Here is a 22183-nt window from a genome sequence, read left to right on the forward strand (position 1 = left end):
CTGCCGGGCAGCAGGGTGACCGGAGTTGTGGAGCGACCCGGTGGGCCGTGAGTCCCGTCACCCGGGGCGCCGTGGCCGGAAGGCGTCTCCTACGCTGGTCGCAGTGAAACTGTCAGGCCTTGCCCACCCCACCGCCCCCGGCGCCGACCCGCGCCCCGCCGCCCTGCGCACCCTGCTCGCGCTCGCGGTGGTCTTCGTCCTGCTGGCGACCACCGGCTGGACGGCCGTGCACCGCCCCGAGGGCGGCACCCCGCTGCGGGCCGCGAGCCTCGCCTCCTGGGCCGCGGCCCGGGTCGACGGCCGCCCGGTACCGCCCGCGGATGCCCCCGTACGGACGGTGGCCCGCTTCTTCGCCGGGCTCGACGACGCCCAGCGGGCCCGGCTCGCCGACGGCTACCCCTTCGTCGTGGGCAATCTCGGCGGGGTCCCCGCCGACACCCGCTACCGGGCCAACCGGATCGGCCTGGAGCAGGCTGTCCAGGTCGAGGAAGCCCGCGGCCGCGACGTCGCCCTGACCCCGGCGGACCGCGCCACGGCAGTCCGCCGCTCCCACCGCTTCGCCTCGCTCGCCGAGCCCCGCCGGCAGATCCTCACCTTCGACCCCACCGGCGACGGCCTCGTCGCCGAGGTCTTCGGCGACCTCGACGAGGCCCGCCGCGTCTCGGTGATCGTCCCCGGCGTCGACACCGACGCGCTCACCTTCGAGCGCACCCAGCGCCGTTTCACCGCCCCGGTCGGCATGGCCGAGTCCCTGTACCAGGCCCAGCGCGCGGCCGCGCCGGACAGCCGGACCGCGGTCATCGCCTGGGCCGGCTACACCGCTCCCACCGGGGTCGGCATGGACGCCGCCACCGGCCGGATGGCCGTCGACGGCGCCGCCCGGCTCAGGGCGCTGACCATGGCCCTGCCCGGGGACTCCCGCGTGGCGCTGTTCTGCCACAGCTACGGATCGGTGGTGTGCGGCGTCGCCGCGCACGAACTGCCCGCCCGCGTGACGGACGTCGTCGTGGCGGGCAGCCCCGGGATGCGCGCGGAGAACGTTGCCGGACTGCACACCTCGGCCCGGGTCTGGGCCACGCGGGACGAGGGCGACTGGATCGCGGACGTGCCGCACCTGGAGGTCGGCGGGCTGGGCCACGGTGCCGATCCGGTGTCCCCGGCGTTCGGCGCGCGGCTGCTGTCCTCGGCGACGGCCAAGAATCACACCGGCTATTTCACGCCAGGGACCGACTCGGTGGACAACTTCGCCAAAATCGGAACCGGCGCGTTCGCCTCCGTGGTCTGCGCGACCGGCGACGACGCGTGCCGCCGTGGAACTTCCGGAACAGAGACGGACTGACGCGCGTAGAGGAGCGGAAATCGGCCCTCGCGCCGAGGGGGACGTGCGGGGACCTCTCCCCTTACCATGTGCCGCATGGGTGACGTACTGGCCGGAAACCATGCCGTCTGGGAGTTCGACTCGGACTCGGTGCTCATCCGCTTCGCACGGGGGATAAGGACGCCGAGACTCTTTCACGCCCTCGGCTCGCGCCGGATCCCCGTGGAAGCGGTGTCCGGGGTGACCGTGACTGCCGGGAAGCGGGACACGGTGGTGCTGCGCGCCCGCCCTCGGCCGGGCGCCGATCCACTGATGGAGGCCGCGGCCGGGCAGCTGAAGGAGTCCTGCGACCCGTACCGGCTCGTGCTGCCGGGCGAGCGGGCCCCGCGCGCCGCCGCCTTCGCCGAAGCCCTGCGCCTGCGGCTCGGGCCGGACGCCGCCGAGCCGGCCGACCGCTTCCTGGTCGACGTACCCGGCCCGCCGCGGCACCTGAAGGCATACGACGCGCGGGTGGGCTTCGACGGCTCGGCGGTCGCCTTCCACTGGTCCCGTACGGGCGCCACCTCCACCAAGTGGAAGGCGGGCGACCAGCGTTACCCCCTCTCGGCCGTGACCGGCGTGGAGTGGAGGTCCCCGGACGGATCCGGCGGGCACCTGCGGCTGCTGCTGCGGGAGCGGGACACCGCCGCCGACCCCCGGCCGGACCACGACCTCGCGGCCGCCGTCTTCGGCGTGGGGTACGGGGCGGCGCACGAGTCGCTGCCGTTCGCCGCGGCGGTCCTCGCCGCCGTGCGGGGCCGCGCCGCGGTGTCCGCGGTCCCCCGGGCCCGCTCCGGCGACGACCGTCTGCGGCACCTGAGCGAGCTGTACTCGGAGGGGCTGCTCACGGACGCCGAGTACACGGCACTGCGGGATCGTTTCGCCGCCGATTCCCGGTAGGCCGGGCCAGGGCGGTCAGGCTTCGCGGGCCGCCGAGGTGAAGGTCATGTCCGGGTAGCGGTCGCCCGCGACCTGCGAGGCGATCGGCTCCAGCAGGGCCAGTTCCGCGTCCGACAGGGTGATCCGGGCCGCCGCGACGTTCTCGCGGACGCGGACCGCCTTGCGGGTGCCCGGGATCGGGACGACGGTCAGCCCGTGCACCCGCGCCCGCTGCTGCACCCAGGCCAGGGCGATCTGCGCCGGGCTCGCCCCGCGCGCCTCGGCGATCGCCCGGACCGGTGCCAGCAGAGCCGCGTTGGCCTGCGCGTTGTCACCGGAGAACCGCGGCTGGTGGCGCCGGAAGTCGTCCTGCGACAGCTCCACGGACGCGTCCGCGAAGGCCCCGGTCAAGAAGCCCCGGCCCAGCGGCGAATACGGCACGAAGGCCACGCCCAGCTCGGCCGCCGCACCCACCGCGCTGCGCTCCACGTCCCTGCTGAACAGCGACCACTCCGACTGCAGCGCCGCGATCGGGTGCACGGCGTGCGCCTCGCGCAGTTCCGCGCCGGTGACCTCGCTGAGCCCGAGGTGGCGCACCTTCCCCTCCCGCACCAGCTCCGCCATGGCGCCCACCGACTCGGCGAACGGCACGGCCGGGTCGCGCCGGTGCATGTAGTAGAGGTCGATGACGTCCACACCGAGCCGGCGCAGGCTGTCCTCCACCGCCCGGCGGATGTACGGGCGGTCGTTGCGCACGCCCCGGTAGTGCGGGTCGTCGCTCCGCTCTATGGCGAACTTCGTCGCCAGGGTGATCTCGTCCCGGTGCGCGGCCACGAACGGAGCGAGGAACTCCTCGTTCCGGCCCTGCCCGTAGGTGTCCGCGGTGTCGAAGAGGGTGACCCCGGCGGCCAGCGCCGCGTCGAGGGTCTCGCGGGCCGCCACCTCGTCGGTGTCCCCGTAGAACTCGCTCATGCCCATGCAGCCGAGGCCCTGGACGCCGACCAGCGGGCCGCCCTTGCCGAGTTCGGCCTGCGCGAGGGTGGTGCCGTCGTACTCCGTCATGACTGTGCCTTCCCCGCGATCTCTTTCATCGCATAAAGATCGATCTTGTAGTCCAGTACGGCCAGCGCGTCCGTCAGCTCCGACAGCCTCGCCCGCACGTCGCGCCGCGTCCGCTCCAGCAGCTCGCGGCGCTCGTCGACCGTGTGCTCGCCCTCGCGCACCAGTTCGGCGTAGCGGACCATGTCCGCCACCGACATCCCGGTGGCGCGCAGCTTGCCGACGAAGGCCAGCCAGTTCAGGTCCCCGTCGCTGAAGCGCCGCTGTCCCGAGTGGGAGCGGTCCACGTGCGGCATCAGGCCGATCCGCTCGTACCAGCGCAGCGTGTGCTGGGTCAGCCCGGTCCGGGCCTCGACCTCGCTGATCGTGTACCGCGTCTGCATCAGGCTCTGGTCCATGGCCTCCACGCTAAAACCCTTGAGCGCACTCCAAGCAAGTAGGCTCGGCCGCATGGAGAGCTTGGAGGCCGTGAACAGCATGGAAAGCCTGCGGATCATCGAGAGCTGGCCGGTGCCGACCGCCGCGGCGGCCGCCGTACGCGCCGACGGGAGCCTGGCCGGTTCCCACGGGCCGGTCGACCACCGCTTCGCCCTGGCCTCGGTCACCAAGCCGCTCGCCGCGTACGCGGCCCTCGTCGCGTACGAGGAGGGTGCGATCGAGCTGGACGAGCCGGCCGGACCCGAGGGCTCGACGGTCCGTCACCTCCTCGCGCACACCAGCGGGCTGGCCTTCGACGAGCACCGGGTGACCGCCCCGCCCGGGCAGCGCCGGCTGTACTCGAACGCCGGTTTCGAGGTGCTCGGCGACCACATCACCAAGGCCACCGGCATCCCGTTCACCGAGTACGTGCACCAGGCGGTGTTCGAGCCGCTGGGCATGACGGCGACCACCCTGGAGGGCTCGCCCGCCAAGGACGGCGTCTCGACCGTCCGCGACCTCGTGCGGTTCGCCGCCGAACTGCAGGCGCCCCGGCTGCTCGACGTCCGCACGGTCGCCGCGGCCACGTCCGTGGTCCACCCCGGCCTCAAGGGCGTCCTGCCGGGGTACGGGCACCAGGCGCCCAACGACTGGGGGCTCGGCCTGGAGATCCGCGACGGCAAGTCCCCGCACTGGACGGGCGGCTCCTCCTCGCCGCGCACCTTCGGCCACTTCGGCCAGGCCGGCACCTTCCTGTGGGTGGACCCGGACGCGCGCGCCGCGTGCGTGGCCCTGACGGACCGCGCCTTCGGTCCGTGGGCCGTCGAGGCCTGGCCCCCGTTCACCGACGCGGTCCTGGCCGAGCTCGCCGCCCGCTAAGCGGGAAGCTCCCAGATCAGCAGCTCGCCCGGGGACCCGGCGACGATCTCCAGGTCCCGCTCGCCGGTGATCCGGACCGAGTCCCCCGGGCCGAGTTCCTCGCCGTCCAGGCGCAGGTCCCCGCGCACCACGTGCAGGTACACCCGGCCCGCCGCCGGTACGGGGACCCGCTCGCCCGCGCCCGGGCGCCGCACGTGCAGCACGGCGCCGGCCCCGGGCACCTCGCAGGGTGCGGCGTCGCTGACGTCCCGGATCACCTCGTACGAGGGCTCCCCGCCCGCGGCGAGCGGCGCCAGCCACATCTGCACGAAGCGGAGCCGCCCGGTGCCGTCGTTGCGCTCCACGTGCCGCGCCCCGGATCCGGCGCTGAGCCGCTGTATGTCCCCCGGCCGGACCACGCCCTTCTCGCCGGTGCTGTCCTGATGGGTGAGCTCGCCTTCGACCACCCAGGTGACGATCTCGGTGTGGCTGTGCGGGTGCTCGTCGAAGCCGGCGCCCGGGGCGAGGGTCTCCTCGTTGCAGGCCAGGACCGGTCCGAAGCGCAGGTTGTCCGGGTCGTAGAAGGACCCGAAGGAGAAGGCGTGCCGGGTCGTGATCCCGGCGGCCGGGTCCCCGCCCTCGTACCGGTCGGCGCCGCGGCGTACATCAATCATGGGGGCCACCGTAGCCCCAGCCACGGGAGGGGGCCCGGCCCGGACACGGGACCGGACTCCGCACAGCGTTCCCGATAAGGCAGTCTTGTCCCGTGCCCCAACCCGAACGTGAGCATTCCCCCGCGACACACACCGCGCATCCCGCGCCCGTCCATCCGCATACCGCGACGCTGCGCCGACTGGAGAAGTCCTCCGGCCGGCTCGCCGCCAACGCGATCGCGCGGATGGACGAGACCCTGCCGTGGTACCGGGCGATGCCCCCGGAGAACCGGTCCTGGATCGGCCTGGTCGCACAGGCCGGTATCGCCGCGTTCACGGAGTGGTTCCGGCACCCGGAGACCCCGCAGGCGATCTCCACCGACGTGTTCGGGACGGCTCCGCGCGAGCTGACCCGGGCGATCACCCTGCGCCAGACCGTCGAGATGGTCCGCACCACGATCGAGGTCATGGAGGCCGCGATCGACGAGGTGGCGGCCCCGGGCGACGAGCAGATCCTGCGCGAGGCGCTGCTGGTGTACGCCCGGGAGATCGCCTTCGCGACGGCCCAGGTGTACGCGCAGGCCGCCGAGGCGCGCGGGGCGTGGGACGCGCGGCTGGAGTCGCTGGTCGTCAACGCGGTGCTGTCCGGCGAGGCCGACGAGGGCGCGCTGTCGCGGGCGGCGGCGCTGGGCTGGAACTCCCCGGAGCACGTGTGCGTGGTGCTGGGCACCGCGCCGGAGGGGGACAGCGAGCTGACGGTCGAAGCGATCCGGCGCGCAGCCCGCCACCACAAGCTCCAGGTCCTCACCGGTGTGCTCGGGGACCGCCTGGTGGTCATCGCGGGCGGCAGCGACAACCCGATGCAGGTCGCGAAGTCGCTGATCGGACCGTTCGCGGCCGGCCCGGTGGTGGCCGGCCCGGTGGTGCCCGACCTGCTGAACGCGACGAAGTCGGCGCAGGCCGCCGCGGCCGGGCTGAAGGCCTGTACGGCGTGGCAGGACGCTCCGCGCCCGGTCCTGGCGGACGATCTCCTGCCGGAGCGCGCGATCGCCTCGGATCCCTCCGCCCGGGAGCAGCTGGTGGAGGAGATCTACAGACCGCTTGAAGAAGCGGGCTCAGCTTTGCTTGAGACGCTGAGCGTGTACCTGGAGCAGGCGAGCAGCCTCGAAGGGGCTGCTCGGATGCTGTTCGTGCACCCCAACACGGTGCGCTACCGGCTGCGACGTGTGACCGACGTCACCGGCTGGTCACCCTCTGATGTCCGTTCGGCGTTCACTCTGCGGATCGCCCTGATTCTCGGGCGTCTAGCCGACGGCGATCCTCAGTCCTAGACTTTTGTCGGACATCAACAATTACCCCGACGGTTCTTGGTCCCTGTCCCCACGGGCGGCAGGGTCCATCCACAAGAGAGAGTGTGAGGGTGCTCGTACTCGTCGCTCCCGGCCAAGGCGCTCAGACGCCCGGCTTCCTGACTCCCTGGCTCGACCTTCCCGGTGCCGCTGACCGCGTCGCCGCATGGTCGGACGCCATCGGGCTCGACCTTGCCCACTACGGCACGAAGGCCGACGCGGACGAGATCCGCGACACGGCCGTGGCCCAGCCGCTGCTGGTCGCCGCGGGTCTGCTGTCCGCCGACGCACTGGCCACTTCCCATGGACACGGCCGTTCGGCCTTCGGCGCCGTCGCCGGCCACAGCGTCGGCGAGATCACCGCCGCCGCGTACGCCGGTGTGCTCGACCACGCCGACGCGCTGTCGTTCGTCCGTACCCGCGGTCTGGGCATGGCCGAGGCCGCCGCTGTCACCGAGACCGGCATGGCCGCGGTCCTCGGCGGCGATCGTGACGTGGTCGTCGCACACCTGGAGAAGCTGGGTCTGACACCCGCCAACATCAACGGCGCGGGCCAGATCGTGGCCGCCGGCACCATGGAGCAGATCGCTGCCCTGGAGGCCGACAAGCCCGAAGGCTCCATGAAGGTCGTCGCCCTCAAGGTCGCGGGCGCCTTCCACACGCACCACATGGCCCCCGCGGTCGCCACGCTGGAGAAGGCCGCCGAGGCCCTCTCCCCGGCGGACCCGGCGCTGAAGTACGTCTCGAACAAGGACGGCCTCGTCGTCACCACGGGCGCCGACGTCGTCGCCCGCCTGGTCGGCCAGGTCGCGAACCCGGTCCGCTGGGACCTGTGCATGGAGACGTTCGCGGAGCTGGGTGTCACGGGGATCATCGAGCTGTGCCCCGGCGGCACTCTGACGGGTCTGGCCAAGCGCGCGCTGAAGGGCGTACCGAGCGTGGCCCTGAAGACCCCGGACGATCTCGACAAGGCCGCGGCGCTCGTCGCCGAGCAGACGGCCTGAGAGAAGGAGCCCACACAGCATGTCCAAGATCAAGCCGGCCAAGGGCTCCCCGTACGCCCGCATCCTCGGTGTCGGCGGCTACCGCCCGACCCGTGTGGTGCCCAACGAGGTCATCCTCGAGACGATCGACTCGTCCGACGAGTGGATCCGCTCCCGCTCGGGCATCGCGACCCGGCACTGGGCCTCGCCCCAGGAGACCGTCGCCGCGATGTCGGTGGAGGCCTCGGGGAAGGCACTGGCCGACGCCGGTGTCTCCCCCGAGCAGATCGGTGCCGTGATCGTCTCGACGGTCTCGCACTTCAAGCAGACCCCGGCCGTCGCGACCGAGATCGCGCACCGGATCGGCGCGGTCAAGCCCGCCGCCTTCGACATCTCCGCGGGCTGTGCCGGCTTCGGCTACGGCCTAACCCTGGCCAAGGGCATGGTGGTGGAGGGGTCGGCGGAGTACGTGCTCGTCATCGGCGTGGAGCGGCTCTCGGACCTGACCGACCTTGAGGACCGCGCGACGGCCTTCCTGTTCGGTGACGGCGCCGGCGCCGTGGTCGTCGGCCCCTCGGACGAGGCGGCCATCGGCCCCACGGTGTGGGGTTCGGAGGGCGACAAGTCCGAGACCATCAAGCAGACCGTGCCGTGGGACGAGTACCGGAGCAAGGACAGCGCCGAGAAGTTCCCGGCCATCACGCAGGAGGGTCAGGCGGTGTTCCGCTGGGCCGTCTTCGAGATGGCCAAGGTGGCCCAGCAGGCTCTCGACGCCGCCGGGATCACCGCCGACGACCTGGACGTCTTCATTCCGCACCAGGCAAACATGCGGATCATCGACTCGATGGTGAAGACTCTGAAGCTGCCGGAGCACGTCACGGTCGCCCGTGACGTGGAGACGACCGGCAACACCTCGGCCGCCTCGATCCCGCTCGCTATGGAGCGGCTCCTGGCGACCGGAGCGGCGAAGAGCGGCGACACCGCGCTCGTCATCGGCTTCGGGGCGGGACTCGTCTACGCCGCGACGGTCGTTACTCTCCCCTAGGACCGGGAACCACATTCCGGTCCTGCTTTACCCCGTTACCCAGAGAAGGAGCGCCACATGGCCGCCACGCAGGAAGAGATCGTCGCCGGTCTCGCGGACATCGTCAACGAGATCGCCGGCATCCCCGTCGAGGACGTCGAGATCGACAAGTCCTTCACGGACGACCTGGACGTCGACTCCCTGTCCATGGTCGAGGTCGTCGTCGCCGCCGAAGAGCGCTTCGACGTCAAGATCCCGGACGAGGACGTCAAGAACCTCAAGACGGTCGGCGACGCCGCGAGCTACATCCTGAAGCACCAGGCCTGAGCCTGACGAGCGTTTGTCGCCACCTGGCGGTGGCGCCGTGACAATTCAGCACCCCCTGAGACGTGGAGAAAGAATTCCTGTGAGCCCGACCAATCGCACCGTGGTCGTCACCGGTATCGGCGCAACCACTCCGCTGGGTGGCGACAGCGCTTCGACCTGGGAAGGTCTGCTCGCCGGCCGTTCCGGCGTAAAGCCTCTCGAGGGCGAGCGGTTCGCCGAACTCCCGGTCCGTATCGCCGCACCGGCCGCCGTGGACCCGAGCGAGGTCCTGCCCCGGCCGCTGGCCCGCAAGCTCGACCGCTCGGCGCAGTTCGCCCTCATCGCGGCCCGCGAGGCCTGGGCCGACGCCGGCTACACCGCCCCCGCGGGCGAGGACGCCGGTATCGCGCCCGAGCGCCTCGGCACCGTCATCGCCTCCGGCATCGGCGGCGTGACGACCCTGCTCGACCAGTACGACGTGCTGAAGGAGAAGGGTGTGCGCCGGGTCTCCCCGCACACCGTCCCGATGCTCATGCCGAACGGCCCGTCGGCCAACGTGGGCCTGGAGGTCAACGCCCAGGCGGGCGTGCATACTCCGGTCAGCGCCTGCGCGTCCGGCGCCGAGGCCATCGGCTACGCCGTCGAGATGATCCGTACCGGCCGTGCCGACGTGGTCGTCGCCGGCGGCACCGAGGCGGCGATCCACCCGCTGCCGATCGCGGCGTTCGCCAACATGATGGCGATGTCCAAGAACAACGAGAGCCCGACCACGGCCTCCCGCCCGTACGACAAGGCCCGCGACGGCTTCGTCCTCGGCGAGGGCGCCGGTGTCGTGGTCCTGGAGTCCGCCGAGCACGCCGCCGCGCGCGGTGCCCGGGTCTACTGCGAGGTGCTGGGCCAGGGCCTGTCCGCGGACAGCCACCACATCGCGCAGCCCGAGCCGACCGGCCGCGGTGTCGCGGCCGCGGTGCAGAACCTGCTCGACAACACGGGTCTCGACCCGGCCGAGCTGGTCCACCTGAACGCGCACGCCACCTCCACCCCGCAGGGTGACACGGCCGAGCTGAAGGCCCTGCGCAAGGTGCTGGGCGACGACCTCGACCACATCGCGATCTCCGCGACCAAGTCGATGACCGGTCACCTGCTGGGCGGCGCGGGCGGTATCGAGACCGTCGCGACCGTGCTGGCGCTGCACAACCGGCTGGCCCCGCCGACGATCAACCTCGACGACATCGACGACGACATCGACGCGGACATCGTGCGCGGCGAGCCGCGCAAGCTGCCGGCCGACGGCCCCATCTCGGCGATCAACAACTCGTTCGGCTTCGGCGGACACAACGTGACCCTCGCGTTCCGCACCGTCTGACCCCGTACGCACGAAAGGGCCCCGCCCGGCATCTGCCGGGCGGGGCCCTTCGCGTGTACGGGCCGCTCAGACGACCTGGTGGAGCCAGCGCACCGGGGCGCCCTCGCCCGCGTAGCGGAAGGGCTCCAGTTCGTCATCCCAGGGCTTGCCGAGCAGTTTGGCGATCTCCGCCTCCAGGTCGGTCTCGCCCTGTGCGGACCGGGCGAGGGCGGCGCGCAGCCGGTCCTCCGGGATGAGGATGTCGCCGTGCATTCCGGTGACGGCGTGGAAGATGCCGAGCTCCGGGGTGGAGCTGTAGCGCTCCCCCTCGGCGGTCGGACAGGGTTCCGCGGTCACCTCGAAGCGCAGCAGGTGCCAGCCGCGCAGCGCGGAGGCGAGTTTCGAGGCGGTGCCCGCTTCGGCCTGCCAGGAGAACTCGGCTCTCCAGGTGCCCGGGGAGGCGGGCTGCCTGATCCAGTCGAGGTTCACCCGCACCCCGAGCACGCCCGCCACAGCCCATTCCACGTGCGGGCAGAGCGCGCGCGGTGCGGAATGCACGTACAGAACTCCACGTGTCGTCACCGGGACCTCCAGTGTGGGACGAGGTCGGGAATAAACTCCAGAAAACGGACAGTATGTGACGTGATGTAATGTAACGGAAATTATTTGACATTGCGCAACGGGACCTGCGGCCGAAACGCCACGGGAAAAAGCTACCGTGCGTCAGAGGTCATGGTGTGACGTACGGTCGCTCCAAGGCCCGTAAACACAGAGCTTTCACTCAGCAGGACCCCCCGAACGATGCGGGGGCGTCGAAGGGGAGACCATCCGATGCGCACCACCGCTCCGCGCCGCCGCGCGCGCCGGACCCTCGCGGGCGCGGGAGCGGCGGCCGTCCTGCTGGCCGGAGCGGTGACGGGGTGCGGGCCGAGCGGCTCGGGCGACGAGGGCGAGCGCGGGGCCCAGGCCGCGCCGCGCTGGAACACGGCGCCCACCTCGATCGCGGCGGTGGGCGACTCCATCACCCGTGGTTTCGACGCCTGTTCGGTGCTCGCGGACTGCCCGGAGGTCTCCTGGGTCACGGGCAACGACCCCGCGGTCCACTCCCTGGCCGCGCGGCTGCTCGGGGAGGCGCAGGCACCCGTCCACAGCTGGAACCACGCGGTGACGGGCTCGCGCATGGCGGACCTGCCGGGGCAGCTGGCAGAGGCCGCCGGACACAAGCCCGACCTGGTCACGGTGATGGTGGGCTCGAACGACGCCTGCCGGCCCGCGGCTTCGTCGATGACCCCGGTGGCGGAGTTCCGGGCCAGTTTCGAGCAGGCCCTCGCGTCGCTGCGGGCCGCGTCCCCCGCCACCCAGGTGTACGTCTCCAGCGTGCCGGACCTCCAACGGCTGTGGGAGCAGGGCAAGGACGACCCGATGGTGCGGAAGATCTGGAGCCTGGGCATCTGCCAGTCGATGCTCGCCGATCCGCTGTCGGCGGCCTCGGGGGCGACGGCCCGGCGCGAGCGGGTGCGGGCACGGGTGGTCGAGTACAACGAGGTGCTCCGCGAGGTGTGCGCCAAGGACGCGCTGTGCCGCTACGACGGCGGTGCGGTCTTCCAGTACCCCTTCGCGGCGGACCAGTTGAGCCGCTGGGACTGGTTCCATCCGGGCAAGGACGGGCAGGCGCGGCTGGCGGAACTGGCCCACCGCCAGGTGACGGCGGCCGAACCGCCGCGTTGACGCCGGTGGGCAGGGGGCGGGCGTCAGGACCCGCCCCCTGCCCGGTTTTTGGGGGTATTTTCCGGCCATTCCTGTTGTTACGGTGTGTTACGGGATGTCGAGCGTGGCCGACAGCCGCGTATCGCCGTGCGAGTGGCTCGCGCGGACCTCGTAGGTGCCGCCGATCCGCTGCCAGCCGCGGGTCTCCTCGTCCCAGATCTCGAAGGCCCGGGCGGGCAGGGCGATCTCGGTCTCGACGCTCTCGCCGGGGCCCGCCTCGACGCCCGCGAAGGCGGCCAGCCAGCTCGCCGGGCGCTCCACCGTCGCGCTCCGCGCGCCGTCGGACCCGGTCACCACGGGCGCCAGGTAGATCTGAACGACCTCGCGGCCGGGCCGGCTGCCCGTGTTGGTGACGCGGACCCGGGCCGTGGTGCCGGTGACCTCCAGGGACTCGTACGCCCAGTCGGTGTAGCCGAGGCCGTGGCCGAAGGGGAAGGCCGGAGTGATGGACCCGGCCTCGTACGCCCGGTAGCCGATGAAGAGCCCCTCGCGGTACTCCAGGCGCCCCTCGGTGGGCACGACCTCGGTGACGGGCGCATCGGCGAGCCGGGCCGGCCAGGTCGTGGGCAGCCGGCCGCCGGGCTCCGCGTCCCCGAGGAGTACGTCGGCCAGCGCGGCCCCGCCCTCCTGCCCGGGGAACCATGTCAGCAGTACGGCGGCCACCTCCTCGCGCCACGGGAGCTCGACCGGGGAGCCGGCGTTGACGACGACCACGGTGTTCGGGTTGGCGGCGGCGACCGCGCGGACCAGGTCGTCCTGACGGCCCGGCAGGGTGAGGTCTCGGCGGTCGAAGCCCTCGGACTCCACGCGCTCGGTGGTGGCGACGACCACGACGGCGGTGTCGGCGGCGCGGGCGGCCGCCACGGCCTCGGCGATCAGCTCCTCCGGGTCGCGCCGCGGACCGAGGTGGAGCAGCGAGAACATGATCGCCTTGAGCGGCATCGCGGTCATGTCGGGGACCTGGTAGGTCAACGACACCTCCACCGGCTCCCCCTCGGTGAGGGTGAGCCGGGCGCGCTCGCTGGGGGCGCCGAAGAAGGCCTCGAACGGGTCGGCCTCATCGCCCATCTCCTGGACGCCGTGCCACAAGGTCTCGCCGCCGACGGCGAGGGTGAAGGCCCCCAGCCCCCGGGTGCCGAAGGCGTGCTCACCGCTCTCCCGCGGCACGAACGTCCCGGTGACTTCGATGGTGGCCATCGTCTCGTACGCGGCGCCCGCGGGCAGGTCCTCGCCGATCCACTGGACCTGGCCGGACGGGAGGCTGCCTTCGCCGAGGACGGCGCCGGAGGCGTCGCGGCAGACGGCGCGGAGCTCGAAGCCCTGCCCGGCGGGGGTCAGTTCGTCGGAGGGGTCGGCGCCGAGGGCGTAGGTGGGCGGTACCCCTGACCGGTCGCGGAGGGCGGCGGTGAGGCCGTCGAGCGGGGAGACGACCCGCTCGGGGAAGACGGTGGCGGAGCCGCCGCCGAGGACGCGGGCATCACGGGCGGCGGCGCCGATCAGGGCGACGGTGCGGCCTGCGGCCGCGTCGAGCGGCAGCACCGGGTTTTCGTCGAGCGCGGCCTCGTTGCGGACGAGGACGAAGCCGCGGGCGGCGAGCTCGCGGGCCAGCGCCTGGCCGTCGATGGCCTCCGGGGCCTCGGCGACGACCGCGGGGGCACCTTCCAGGACGCCGACGCGGGCGGCGAGCCGCAGCACGTTGCGTACGGCCGCGTCGACGGCGGACTCGGGAACCTCGCCGGCGCGGACGGCCTCGGCGAGGGCGCTTCCGTAGACGGTCTGCGGGCCGGGCATGGCCACGTCGAGGCCGCCCTCGATGTCGCCGGTGGTGGCGCGGGCGGCCATCCAGTCAGAGACGTTGTACCCGTCGAAGCCCCATTCGCCGCGCAGGACTTCGTTCACCAGGTACCGGTGCTCGGTCATGGTCGTGCCGTTGACCTGGTTGTAGGCGGTCATGATGCCCCAGGGATGGGCATTGGCGACGATGGCCTCGAAGGGCGCCAGGTACAGCTCGCGCAGCGGGCGCGGGGCGATGACGCTGTCGACGGTGAAGCGCTCGGTCTCGGCGTCGTTGCCGACGAAGTGCTTGACGGTGGTGCCGACCCCGCCGTCCTGGACGCCGTTCACATAGCCGGTGCCGATGGCGCCGGTGAGGTAGGGGTCCTCGGAGTAGCACTCGAAGTGGCGGCCGCCGAGCGGGGAGCGGTGCAGGTTGACGGTGGGCGCGAGGAGGACGTGGACGCCCTTTCGGCGGGCCTCCTGGGCGAGGAGGCGGCCGGCGCGGCGGGCGAGCGCGGGGTCCCAGGCCGCGGCGAGCGCGGTCGGGGAGGGCAGCGCGATGGACGGGTCGTCGGCGGTCCAGCGCACGCCGCGCACCCCGATGGGGCCGTCGGACATGACCAGGGACTGAAGCCCGATCTCGGGGAGGGCGGGCAGGGACCACATGTCCTGGCCGGCCAGCAGGCGGGCCTTGGTGTCGAGATCCAGCTTGCCCAGCGCCGCCTCGACGGCGTTCTCGCGGGCCTGATCGGCATCGGTCACAGCCGTGCCTCCTCATTGGGTGCGGTGCGGGTGCGGTGCGGTGCCCCCATCGTGGACCGGATACCTGGCAAGCGGTAGGGTTCGTAATCTCTTCGTGATACACGAATGGCGTACGGTCCTGCTGGCAGCTGTGAACGGAAGGGGTGCCGGGGCGATGGTCAGGGCAAGGAGCGAGGAGCGTCGCGGGGAGATCGTCCGCGCGGCCCTCGAAGTGATCGCGGAGCGCGGCTACCGCGGCGCGTCGCTGGGCGCGGTCGCCGAGCGCGTGGGCCTGACCCAGCAGGGGCTGCTGCACTACTTCCCGACCAAGGAGGCCCTGCTGGTCGCGGTGCTGGAGGAGCGCGACCGCTGGGACACGGGCGGCGGCTCGCGCGCCTCGGCCGGCAGCTGGCGCCTGGACCTGCTGGCCTCGCTGGTGGAGTACAACGCCATGCGCCCGGGCATCGTGCAGACCTTCTCGGCGCTGCTGGGCGAGAGCGTCACCGAAGGGCACCCGGCGCGGGAGTTCTTCACCGAGCGCTACGCCCAGGTCCGCGGCGAGATGGCGGCGATGCTGCGCGCCGAGTTCGGCGAGCGCCTCCCCTCGGGCCTCACCCCGGAGCAGGCGGCCCCGCTGCTGGCGGCCGTCAGCGACGGCCTCCAGTACCAGTGGCTCCTCGCCCCCGAATCGGTGGACATGCCCGCCGCGTTCCGCGCTTTCCTCACCCTGCTGAGGGGCCCGGACGCCCCTTAGGCTGAGCCGGGTGAAGATCGCCGCAGCGCAGCTGACCTGCGTACCCGCCGACGTCCGCGCCAATGCCGCGCAGGCCGCCGGCCTCGCCGTCCTGGCCCGTGAACAGGGCGCCGAGCTGGTGGTGTTCCCCGAGTTCACGCTCACCGGCTACGAACTGGACACGCTGGCAGCCGACCCGGGCCTGTGGACGGGCGCCGACGATCCCCGGCTGGACCCCTTGCGTTCCGCCGGCATCGCCACCGCGGTCAATGTCGCCCTGCCGACCGGCGGCGCGCGGCCCGCCATCGCGACGCTGGTGCACGACGCGGACGGCGCGCACGTGACCACGTACGCCAAGCAGCACCTCTACCGGCACGAGCAGGGCGTCTTCCGGCCCGGCGAGCACGACGGGCGCTTCGAACTCGGCGGGATCCGCTTCTCGTTGGGCGTCTGTTACGACAACCATTTCCCGGAGCTGACCGGCCGCGCCGCGGCCGACGGCTGCCGCGTCCACGTCGCGAGCTCCCTCTACGGGACGGGCGACGGGATCCACGAGCGCGCCACCGTCCACCCGGGGATCGCGAAGGAGCACGGCCTGTACGTCGTCCTCGCCAACCACGTCGGCCCGGCGGGCCCGTGGACCGGGTGCGGCGGCGCGGCCGTATGGGGCCCGGACGGTGCGCTGCTGGCCGAGGCGGACGCCTGTACGCCGTCCGTGGTGACCGTCGAGGTCGCGGTGGCCGGGTCTGACGACCCCGGCCGTCAGGCGGGCTCGGGCACCCGGGAGTGGCGCCCGGGGTGCGGGGTGTCCCGGTCCGGGGGCTGCGGCGCGACGGGCCTCCGGTCCGACACCAGGGCCGGCACCACGAGCGCCGCGGCCGCGACCGTGTACACACCGACCCACACGGCCCAGCCGCCCGGCGGGGCCCAGTGGGCGTGGGTCGCCACCCACGAGCCGCTGGTCCCGACCGCGAAGCGGCGCAGCGTCCAGTAGAACGCCGCCACGTCGGCCGCCGTGAGGGCGACGACGGAGAACCCGGCCAGCCGGCGCCAGGGGAATCCCCGGTCCGGGGAGCGCGTGGCGCAGATCAGCACGCTCATCAGCGGCAGTCCGACCGCGAAGGGCAGGAGGTAGCGGCCCTGCCACACCATGCCGATCCGCTCCGCCTGCGAGGCCTGGGCGATCACCGGCACCATCACGACGGCCGCCGTCATGCCGAGCACCGCGACCACTTCGCGCCCACGGCCGTACGCCAGCGCCAGCGCGGCGAACGTCGCGATCACACCGAACCAGAACAGCCAGGTGAGAGCGGGCGCGGGCGTGTCCAGCCAGCCGAAGAACCCGATCATCTGGTGGATGTAGTCGTTGGTGAAGCCGAGGGTGTGCTTCGCGGCCACCGCCGTGGTCAGGTCCTCCGGGATGTCTATCGCCGAGTTGTCCGGGTGCGTCGCCGCCCAGAGCAGCGCACCGGCCGCGGCCAGCCCCAGCAGGGCCGTCCACAGCCAGAGGGCCTTGCGGCGCAGCACCGACCCGATCAGGCCGCGGCCCGCCAGCAGCAGGCTGAAGACCACCGCCCCCGCGAACCAGATCAGCCCGAGCGGCCGGATGTTTATCAGCACCAGGCCGGCGGTGCCCAGCCTGGCCAGCCGGCGGTTCAGCAGCCGCGGGTCCGGGGAGAGCACGATCGACAGCATCGCCGTCCACACCAGGATCCCCGCGGCGATCTCGCCGCCGCTGGGGTTGACCATGCCGCCCATGTACAGCGTCATCGGCGTGGCCGCGGCCAGTACGCCCAGCACCGCCAGCGAGCGCCGCCGCCACTCGGCGGCCGTGACCAGCGCGCTGGCCAGCATGGCCGAGCAGAGCAGCGCCGACACGAAGCGCATGAGGTACAGCCCCTTGGGGCCGTCGACCAGCAGGCTCGGCCAGCCCGTCGCCAGGTAGTAGGCCGGGTGGTAGCGGCCGGCCGCGGTGGTGGCCTGCGTGATCTTCTCGGAGTTCCCGAGCGAGGGTGCGCAGGACGCGGGCGTCCGCTGCTTCCACGAGTAGCACTCGTGGAGCGTGGGGAGGTCCTTGTACCACTCCGGGACCTGCACGCCGGTCTCGGCGAACTGCCCCTCGATGCCCGCCACCACGTGCGGGACCATCACCTTGGGTCCGCCGATCTGCCCCCTGGCGACGGCCGCCGCGCGGATGAAGTGCGCGTGCTCGTCGGGAGAACTCGCGAGCGGGCTGGCGGCGGACCAGGAGCCCGTGAGCGCGAAGAACAGCGCGAAGGCGACCAGCCACAACCGCTTGGGGCTCCTGGCCGACCAGTCGGCCAGCCGCGTCAGTGCGGAGATCATCGGTTTCCTCGAGTCATCGGATGAAGCTCAGCCAGCTCTGGTCGCCGTCCTTGGAGCAGGTACCGCCCGGGGCGAACTTCGGGCAGCTCCCGTCCCGCTCCGTGATCGTGTGCGACACCCACGGCAGGATCCGGTAGGTGCCGTCCTTGGCCGGCATGTACCGGTCGGCCATCGAGGAGGAGACCGTACCGAGGAGCAGCAGGAGGGCGCACAGGGCCCCGATCACCGCTCCTTCGCGTCCCGGGAAGCCGGTACGGGACGTGCCGTCGCCCTCTGCCGTACGCCGGGCGGCGGCCATCCGCTGCGAGACCAGGTGGGCGACGAGCGCGCACAGCAGCAGCCCGCAGTAGAGCAGCTGGTTGTTGGTCCGGGTGTACAGCTGGACGGTCTGCGTCTCGTACATATGCGCGGCGATGTACATCCGCATCACCCACGCGCTGATGAACATGGCGGCGACGGTGACCACCATCGGCCTGCGGATGCCCAGCCAGATCGCGGCACCGAGGCAGAGGAAGGTGACCAGGGCGAAGAGCCCGACCCCGCCGTACTCGCCCGGCGGCGGCCAGTCGCCCACCTTGCCGGGCATGTCCGTGCGCCACATCAGGTAGTAGGCCGGGTCGGTGAAGTTGTCGAAGCGGAAGTTGTAGTCCTTGGTGGTCTGCCCCTCGGTCAGCATGACCGCCAGGTAGCGCCCGGCGACCACGAGGAAGGCCCCCAGGGTGGCGCCGAGGAACGCCGCGCCCTTGAGGCGGCCGGTCCGCCACGGGAAGTACAGCAGCGCGGCGAACAGCACACCCGCCGCGCTCCACAGGAACCAGCCCGAGTACGTGAGGAACAGCAGGCCGAGCAGTGCGCCGAAGCCGGCGCCCTTGAGCAGCAGGGGCCGCCAGCCGTCGGTCCCGCTGCGGCGCAGCGACACCACCATCGCCACGAGCACGGGCACCAGCAGGACGAGGACCGTCTGGCTGTACGGCTTGTACGCGTCGATCAGCGCGAAGGCCGGCGCCACGCCGAAGGCGAGCGCGCGGACCGGGCTGAGCAGCATGCGCCAGCAGAGGTAGACCAGCGGACCGAAGGCGGCGGCGCCGAGGATCTGGAGGTCCTTGAAGGCGTACGCGGTGTTGCCGCCGCGGAACCACTCGGCGTAGTAGCCGAGGGTGTAGAGGGGAGCCGGCGGGTAGACCGGCGAGCCCGAGGGCCGGCCGTTGGCGACCGCCTGGGCCCACTCGACGATGCGGCCGCTGTCGCCGTTGAGGCCGAACATCGGCCACGGCGTGCCGTGGAGTGCGACGACGGCGCCGGCCGCGACGAAGCCGCTGGCCAGACCCGCGATGGCGGCGGCGGCGATCCGGGCGGCCAGGTCGAAGTGGCGGCCCCGGCGCAGCCGCATCGCGAGCCCCACCGCGGCGATGAACAGCAGGCCGACCAGCGCGAACCGCAGCTGGATCGCGGCGAGGCCGCTGACCTGCGCGATCCGGTCCAGCGGGTTGAGCCTGAAGCCGCGGGCCAGCACCGGGAGGACGAGCGCCGCCGCGAAGGCGACGGCCGCTTCGAGGAGCAGGAGCGTGCCCCGGGAGCGCAGCGTGCCCGAGACCGCCGGTATCGGGCGGGCGGGCGCGGCCGGTCCGCCCGTGGGCAGCACGGACACCGGGCCCGCGGTACTGACTGTCACTGCTGTGTCCCTACTGCTGGTCGGTCCTCGGCCCGACGGCCGGTCGTTGCTGGGGCAAGCCTCTGCCCGGCTCCGGACGCCCGTGCCGAAGCTCCGGGCGGGGCGGACTCAAGGGCGGTGAGCGACAGCCTTGGCACTTGCCGCCATGCATACTACGGGCCCCGCCTGGGAACAGCGGGGCTCGGGAAGGGACCGCCGGCGGCCGGACCGGGGCCTACGCCGAATCCGGGAGAAGGTGCCTGGCGCCCCATTTCCCGAGGTCTTCCAGGGCCGCGTTCAGCTCCTCCCCCAGCGGGGTCAGGGAGTACTCGACGCGCGGCGGGACCTCGTCGTAGACCTCGCGGTGCACGATGCCGTCCGTCTCCAGCTCGCGCAGCTGGGCGGCGAGCACCTTCTCCGAGACGCCCGGGACGAGACGGCGCAGTTCACCGAAGCGCCGGGGGCGCTGCTCCAGCCCCCACAGGAGCGAGACCTTCCACTTTCCGTCGATCACGGACATCGCCGCGGCGATCCCGCAGTGCTCCGCACCGGGCCTCCGTGCCACCGCCACCGCACATCCTTCCCACCTGCTCGCTCACCTTGGGGTAACCACCCACTCCAAAGTGCGTACTTGAGCGCCTCATGGCCTGCCACCAGGCTAAACGCCATGACTGACAACACACCGCAGATTTCGCCCGCCCCGTTCGTCCCCCTCACCCTGCTCGGCCTCGGCGACATGGGCACCGCCCTGGCCCGCACCTGGCTCGCCGCCGGGCATCCCCTCACCGTCTGGAACCGCACCGCCGCCAAGGCCGAGGCCCTGGCCGCCGAGGGGGCCGTCGTCGCCGCGAGCCCCGCCGAGGCAGTGGCCGCGAACCGGCTCGTCGTGGTCTGCCTGCTGGACGACGCCTCCGTCGGCTCGGCCCTGGACGGCGCCGACCTGACCGGCAAGGACCTGGTCAACCTCACCACCGGCACCCCGGCCGAGGGCCGCGCACGGGCCTCCTGGGCCGAGGCGCGCGGGGCCCGGTTCGCGGACGGCGGGATCATGGCGACGCCGACGATGATCGGCGCCCCTGAGGCCGGGGGATATGTCTTCTACAGCGGCTCGCGCGGGCTCTTCGACACGCACCGGGCGGCCCTGGAGGTCCCGGCCGGGGCCCGCTTCGTCGGCGAGGACCCCGGGCACGCCGCGCTGCACGACGTGGCACTGCTCAGCGCGATGACGGGGCTGTTCGCCGGGATCTCGCACGCCTACGCGCTGATCGAGGGCGAGGACATCGCCCCGAAGGACCTGTCCCCGCTGCTGTCCGAGTGGCTCGGCGCGATGGGCTTCTTCGTCGGCAACGCCGCCGAGCGGCTGACCTCGCGGGACTTCACCACCGGGGTGGTGTCCAACCTGGCCATGCAGGTCGCCGCCAGCGGCACCCTGCTGCGCACCGCCGAGGACCAGGGGGTCAGCGCCGAGCTGATCTCCCCGTACCTGGACCTGATGCGGCGCCGGCTGACCGCCGACCCGGCCGCCCACGGCGGGGAGGACACGGTCGGTGCGATCACCCTGCTCAGGCGCTAGTCACGAGTAGGCGGGCGGCGGCGGACCGAAACTCTCCCAGCTACCGCTGGGAGGTACCCCACCGGCCGTGGTCGCGGCGTCATCCCCCGTGGTGTCGGCCACGGTCCCGGCGTCGGCCCCGGGAGCCTCGTCGGCCCCCGTCAGGTCCCGCACCATCAGCGTGGCCCCCGCCACGGCGCCCGGCATCAGGAACACGGCGACCAGCGGCACCAGGAACGCCAGCACCAGCGGCACGCCGAAGCCCAGCACCAGCATCCGTCGCGACCGCAGCAGCACCAGCCGCTCGGCCAGGTCCACCCGGCGCCGCTGGAGGGCGACAGAGGTGAGCTCCTGGGTCAGGAAGTACCCGGAGACGCAGAAGCCGAGCACCGGCACCACGGTCTGCCCGATCACCGGGATGAATCCGAGGGCGAAGAGCAGGATCCCGTACAGCACCACCCGGCCGAGCACCTTCACGCTGTCCCGGGCCGAGATCCACAGCTCCTGCCAGAGCGGGAGCCCGGACTCGGGGACCTCGCCGCCCTCGCTCCGGTCGACCTGCTCCGAGAGGGACTCGTAGAAGGGCTGGCCGATCAGCAGGGTCACGGCGGTGAAGGTGATGACCGCGAGGAAGAGTCCGAGGCCGAAGACCAGGGCGGTCAGGAAGCCCCGGAAGAGCGCGAGCCACGGGGACCCCCAGCCGTCGGCGAAGGGAGTGGCCCAGGCAGTGAGGTCGTCGGCGCCGTAGCCGAGCCCGACCAGCGCTCCGGCGTACAGGACGAGGGAGACCAGCCCGGGCAGCAGCCCGAATCCCAGCCATCGTCCGTGCCGCAGCACCCACCGCTGTCCGGCCAGCAGATACCGGAAACCCCCCGCAAGATCACGCATGGCGTCAGTCTACGGCGAAGGCCGCACCCCCGATCGGGGGTACGGCCTTCGCTCAGGCTGCGGCGGATCAGACGGCGAGCTCGACCGTGATGTTGCCGCGGGTCGCCTTGGAGTACGGGCAGACCTCGTGGGCCTTCTCGATGAGGTCCTTGGCGGTGGCGGCGTCCACGTTCGGGATCACGGCGGAGATCTTGACGATCAGGCCGAAGCCCTCGTCGTTCTTGCCGATGCCGACCTCGGCCGTGACGGTGGAGCCGGAGATGTCGGCGTTCACGTTCTTGGCGACGACACCCAGGGCGCCCTGGAAGCAGGCGCTGTAGCCGGCGGCGAACAGCTGCTCCGGGTTGGTGCCGGCGCCGCTGCCGCCGAGCTCCTTCGGCGGGTTCACGACGACGTCGAGCTGGCCGTCGTTGGTGGCGACGCGACCGTCACGGCCGTTCTCGGCGGTGGCGACAGCGGTGTACGCGACATCGGAGTACTGGATGGACATGTAAAGAGA

The 22183-nt window shown here is 72.4% G+C and carries 21 protein-coding genes and 1 pseudogene; 12 read left to right on the plus strand and 10 right to left on the minus strand.

The window, feature by feature from the left end:
* Window positions 1-103: 103 nt before the first annotated feature.
* Together OG737_RS08425 and OG737_RS08430 are read left to right on the plus strand one after the other, a co-directional pair.
* Entirely contained in the window at window positions 104-1339 is a 1236-nt protein-coding gene (locus OG737_RS08425; RefSeq protein WP_405679988.1) for an alpha/beta hydrolase, read from the plus strand.
* A 75-nt stretch (window positions 1340-1414) separates the two neighbouring features.
* Entirely contained in the window at window positions 1415-2257 is an 843-nt protein-coding gene (locus OG737_RS08430; RefSeq protein WP_328925504.1) for a DUF4429 domain-containing protein, read from the plus strand.
* 15 nt (window positions 2258-2272) lie between these two features.
* Here the strand turns inward: OG737_RS08430 and OG737_RS08435 are convergent, their stop codons facing one another.
* A complete protein-coding gene (locus OG737_RS08435; protein WP_328925505.1) occupies window positions 2273-3298 on the minus strand; it encodes an aldo/keto reductase in 1026 nt (341 codons plus the stop codon).
* A complete protein-coding gene (locus OG737_RS08440) occupies window positions 3295-3693 on the minus strand; it encodes a MerR family transcriptional regulator (RefSeq protein WP_328925506.1) in 399 nt (132 codons plus the stop codon). The genes OG737_RS08435 and OG737_RS08440 overlap by 4 nt, the downstream gene beginning before the upstream one ends.
* Window positions 3694-3772: 79 nt before the next feature.
* Here OG737_RS08440 and OG737_RS08445 point away from each other — a divergent pair, with 79 nt between their 5' ends.
* Complete coding sequence (locus tag OG737_RS08445) at window positions 3773-4591, plus strand: serine hydrolase domain-containing protein (protein ID WP_328930261.1); 819 nt, start codon at window positions 3773-3775, stop codon at window positions 4589-4591.
* On the opposite strand, the gene OG737_RS08450 is transcribed toward OG737_RS08445, so the two are convergent.
* Window positions 4588-5244, minus strand: coding sequence for a pirin family protein (locus tag OG737_RS08450; RefSeq protein ID WP_328925507.1), 657 nt, complete (start codon window positions 5242-5244; stop codon window positions 4588-4590). The genes OG737_RS08445 and OG737_RS08450 overlap by 4 nt on opposite strands.
* 92 nt (window positions 5245-5336) lie before the next feature.
* Here OG737_RS08450 and OG737_RS08455 point away from each other — a divergent pair, with 92 nt between their 5' ends.
* The 5 genes from OG737_RS08455 (at window position 5337) to fabF (ending at window position 10251) form a co-directional block, all read left to right on the plus strand.
* Window positions 5337-6554, plus strand: a complete 1218-nt coding sequence (locus OG737_RS08455) for a helix-turn-helix domain-containing protein (RefSeq protein ID WP_328925508.1) — start codon at window positions 5337-5339, stop codon at window positions 6552-6554.
* An 89-nt stretch (window positions 6555-6643) separates the two neighbouring features.
* Window positions 6644-7576 (plus strand): ACP S-malonyltransferase, encoded by a 933-nt coding sequence (locus OG737_RS08460; RefSeq protein WP_328925509.1) that lies wholly within the window; start codon window positions 6644-6646, stop codon window positions 7574-7576.
* Between the two features lie 19 nt (window positions 7577-7595).
* The gene (locus tag OG737_RS08465) at window positions 7596-8600 is read left to right on the plus strand and encodes a ketoacyl-ACP synthase III (protein ID WP_328925510.1); all 1005 of its coding nucleotides are present in this window, start codon (window positions 7596-7598) and stop codon (window positions 8598-8600) included.
* 57 nt (window positions 8601-8657) lie between these two features.
* Window positions 8658-8906: an acyl carrier protein gene (locus OG737_RS08470; protein WP_328925511.1), complete on the plus strand. Its 249-nt coding sequence runs from the start codon at window positions 8658-8660 to the stop codon at window positions 8904-8906.
* Window positions 8907-8985: 79 nt separating this feature from the next.
* On the plus strand, window positions 8986-10251 hold the full coding sequence (fabF, locus tag OG737_RS08475; RefSeq protein WP_328925512.1) for a beta-ketoacyl-ACP synthase II: 1266 nt from the start codon (window positions 8986-8988) through the stop codon (window positions 10249-10251).
* Between the two features lie 66 nt (window positions 10252-10317).
* On the opposite strand, the gene OG737_RS08480 is transcribed toward fabF, so the two are convergent.
* Window positions 10318-10812, minus strand: coding sequence for a DUF3145 domain-containing protein (locus tag OG737_RS08480; RefSeq protein ID WP_328925513.1), 495 nt, complete (start codon window positions 10810-10812; stop codon window positions 10318-10320).
* Between the two features lie 249 nt (window positions 10813-11061).
* Between OG737_RS08480 and OG737_RS08485 the strand changes: the two genes are divergently transcribed.
* Entirely contained in the window at window positions 11062-11958 is an 897-nt protein-coding gene (locus tag OG737_RS08485; RefSeq protein ID WP_328925514.1) for an SGNH/GDSL hydrolase family protein, read from the plus strand.
* Between the two features lie 87 nt (window positions 11959-12045).
* Here the strand turns inward: OG737_RS08485 and OG737_RS08490 are convergent, their stop codons facing one another.
* A complete protein-coding gene (locus tag OG737_RS08490; RefSeq protein WP_405679987.1) occupies window positions 12046-14535 on the minus strand; it encodes a glycoside hydrolase family 3 protein in 2490 nt (829 codons plus the stop codon).
* Window positions 14536-14689: 154 nt separating this feature from the next.
* Between OG737_RS08490 and OG737_RS08495 the strand changes: the two genes are divergently transcribed.
* Together OG737_RS08495 and OG737_RS08500 are read left to right on the plus strand one after the other, a co-directional pair.
* A complete protein-coding gene (locus OG737_RS08495; RefSeq protein ID WP_328925516.1) occupies window positions 14690-15268 on the plus strand; it encodes a TetR/AcrR family transcriptional regulator in 579 nt (192 codons plus the stop codon).
* A 10-nt stretch (window positions 15269-15278) separates the two neighbouring features.
* Window positions 15279-15980 (plus strand): annotated as a pseudogene (locus tag OG737_RS08500) (carbon-nitrogen hydrolase family protein); the annotation flags it as partial.
* A 29-nt stretch (window positions 15981-16009) separates the two neighbouring features.
* Here the strand turns inward: OG737_RS08500 and OG737_RS08505 are convergent.
* The 3 genes from OG737_RS08505 to OG737_RS08515 form a co-directional block, all read right to left on the minus strand.
* Window positions 16010-17593, minus strand: coding sequence for a DUF2142 domain-containing protein (locus tag OG737_RS08505; RefSeq protein ID WP_328925517.1), 1584 nt, complete (start codon window positions 17591-17593; stop codon window positions 16010-16012).
* Window positions 17594-17606: 13 nt separating this feature from the next.
* Window positions 17607-19265 (minus strand): hypothetical protein, encoded by a 1659-nt coding sequence (locus OG737_RS08510; protein ID WP_328925518.1) that lies wholly within the window; start codon window positions 19263-19265, stop codon window positions 17607-17609.
* A gap of 214 nt (window positions 19266-19479) precedes the next feature.
* The gene (locus OG737_RS08515; protein ID WP_328925519.1) at window positions 19480-19809 is read right to left on the minus strand and encodes a helix-turn-helix domain-containing protein; all 330 of its coding nucleotides are present in this window, start codon (window positions 19807-19809) and stop codon (window positions 19480-19482) included.
* 102 nt (window positions 19810-19911) lie between these two features.
* Here OG737_RS08515 and OG737_RS08520 point away from each other — a divergent pair, with 102 nt between their 5' ends.
* Window positions 19912-20817, plus strand: coding sequence for an NAD(P)-binding domain-containing protein (locus tag OG737_RS08520; protein WP_328925520.1), 906 nt, complete (start codon window positions 19912-19914; stop codon window positions 20815-20817).
* Here the strand turns inward: OG737_RS08520 and OG737_RS08525 are convergent, their stop codons facing one another.
* The gene (locus OG737_RS08525; protein WP_328925521.1) at window positions 20818-21684 is read right to left on the minus strand and encodes an EI24 domain-containing protein; all 867 of its coding nucleotides are present in this window, start codon (window positions 21682-21684) and stop codon (window positions 20818-20820) included.
* Window positions 21685-21751: 67 nt separating this feature from the next.
* A complete protein-coding gene (locus OG737_RS08530) occupies window positions 21752-22174 on the minus strand; it encodes an organic hydroperoxide resistance protein (RefSeq protein WP_328925522.1) in 423 nt (140 codons plus the stop codon).
* Window positions 22175-22183 lie beyond the last annotated feature (9 nt).

It is taken from the genome of Streptomyces sp. NBC_00122 (genome assembly GCF_045160845.1).
In the GTDB taxonomy this organism is placed as follows: Bacteria; Actinomycetota; Actinomycetes; order Streptomycetales; family Streptomycetaceae; genus Streptomyces.